Below are 1,706 nucleotides of genomic sequence, written 5' to 3'. Positions count from 1 at the left end.
GGTGTGCCGATTTTTTGGACAATGCAATTTCAGTTTCCGCTCCGCTATGTCGGGCACGCTGAAAAGTGGGATGAAATCATCTTTGATGGTGATTTGCAAAAGCGGGAGTTTATCGCCTTCTACGTCAAAGACAACCAGGTTTTGGCGGTAGCCTCCAGCCAGCGCGACACAGAAACAGCAGCAATATCTGAACTGATGCGTTTGAACCAGATGCCGACCGCAGAAACATTACGCAAAGGTTCCGTGGATCTAGTCGGGCAGTTGCGCTCTCAATAAATAGCGAACCATTTGCAAATGGCTAAAAATTCAATCGAGTTAGTCCTTGCTCAGGAAAATACCCAGCCATCAGGTCCTTCACCCTGGTTTTTTGTCCCCACGCTTTATTTTGCGGAAGGAGTACCCTACATCATTATTAATTACGTTTCGGTTGTGTTCTACAAGAAGCTGGGGGTAGACAATGCTCAGGTTGCTTTTTGGACTAGCTTTCTATACTTGCCCTGGGTAATCAAGATGATGTGGGGGCCACTTGTTGACATTTACTCCACAAAAAGAAATTGGATACTGTCCACGCAGTTTGCCATGATGTGCTGCTTGAGCTGTCTGGCCTGCTCTTTACAGCTCCCAAGTTTCTTCTTGATCTCTTTGGCTGTCTTGGCGATCGCAGCATTTATTTCTGCAACTCAAGATATAGTAATTGATGGATTTTACATGCTTACCTTGACCCAAGAAGCACAAGCTTTCTTTGTGGGAGTTCGCTCTACTTTCTATAGAATTGCCACAATTTTCGGCTCAGGTGTATTGGTTTTTTTAGCAGGTCAGCTAGAAGTATCTCTTAAAGATGTAAGTTTAAGTTGGACAATCACAATAGGTGTAGCAGCCTCAGTCTTTGCAGTTGTTTTTGTATTCCACTGGTTTATCTTGCCTTTTCCTAGCAGTGACTCCAAAAAAGCTTTAGATAAACCCGTTAAGACACTTTACTTGGAAGTGATAAAGACCTACTTTAGCCAAGAAAGAATTGGGGTAATTTTAGTCTTTATTCTTTCCTACAGGCTTGGAGAAGCAATGCTGGTAAAGTTAACTTCTCCGTTTTTGTTAGATAAAACAGAGTTAGGTGGATTGGGACTGTCAACTTCGGAAGTGGGGTTAATATACGGCATTGTTGGTGCGATCGCACTCGCCACAGGTGGAATTTAAGGTGGTGTATTAGTCTCAAGCTATGGCATTAAAAGAAGCATGTGGCCGATGGCTCTAGCCCTAAACTTACCCAATCTATTCTATGTATATATGGCTTACACCCAACTTCCAACAAAATGGGTTTATCTTCTGATCGGCATCGAGCAATTTGGTTATGGATTAGGAACAGCAGCCTACAGCATGTATTTCGTGTACCTTGCTAAAGAGAAGTACAAGACTTCTCATTTTGCAATCTCTACCGGAATCATGGCTTTAGGCATGATGTTGCCTGGATTGGTCAGCGGTTACATTCAGCAGGTATTAGGTTATCAGTTGTTTTTTGCTCTGACATTTTTATTAACAATTCCTGGGATGCTAACCCTATTGTTTATTCGGTAGTGCGTCAAATTAGCGTGGGGTAGGTAGCGAGGTCATCCCAACTCCAAGGACTATCGGCTAATCCTGCTCGTTGAGCCGCTGTTGTTTTGAGCCGATTATGCTGCCAGATCCAGTTGAAGTAGCTAACTACCAGC

3 protein-coding genes and 1 pseudogene are annotated in these 1,706 nt (G+C 43.4%); 3 read left to right on the top strand and 1 reads right to left on the bottom strand.

All coding sequences use genetic code 11. The annotated features are described in order from the left end of the window. From ACEW80_RS16910 to ACEW80_RS16900, 3 genes are all read left to right on the top strand, one after another. Positions 1–276, top strand: a 276-nt coding sequence (locus tag ACEW80_RS16910; protein ID WP_373527705.1) for an oxidoreductase C-terminal domain-containing protein, incomplete at its 5' end; no start/stop codon positions are given. Between the two features lie 18 nt (positions 277–294). Then, positions 295–1,194 (top strand): hypothetical protein, encoded by a 900-nt coding sequence (locus tag ACEW80_RS16905; RefSeq protein WP_373527704.1) that lies wholly within the window; start codon positions 295–297, stop codon positions 1,192–1,194. Positions 1,195–1,242: 48 nt separating this feature from the next. Continuing rightward, entirely contained in the window at positions 1,243–1,572 is a 330-nt protein-coding gene (locus ACEW80_RS16900) for a hypothetical protein (RefSeq protein ID WP_373527703.1), read from the top strand. Positions 1,573–1,576: 4 nt separating this feature from the next. Here ACEW80_RS16900 and ACEW80_RS16895 read toward each other — a convergent pair. Beyond that, positions 1,577–1,706: pseudogene (locus ACEW80_RS16895) on the bottom strand (IS1 family transposase); the annotation flags it as partial.

Source organism: Nostoc sp. (assembly GCF_041747015.1).
Lineage (GTDB): Bacteria > Cyanobacteriota > Cyanobacteriia > Cyanobacteriales > Nostocaceae > Nostoc.
The sequence above is the reverse complement of the archived record's forward strand: the minus strand, read 5'-3'. Positions and strand labels throughout refer to the sequence as shown.

Bases quoted from the DNA above. Each gene is read 5' to 3' on its own strand.
- ACEW80_RS16905 (WP_373527704.1), top strand. From the start codon at position 295: ATGGCTAAAAATTCAATCGAGTTAGTCCTTGCTCAGGAAAATACCCAG.
- ACEW80_RS16900 (WP_373527703.1), top strand. From the start codon at position 1,243: ATGGCTCTAGCCCTAAACTTACCCAATCTATTCTATGTATATATGGCT.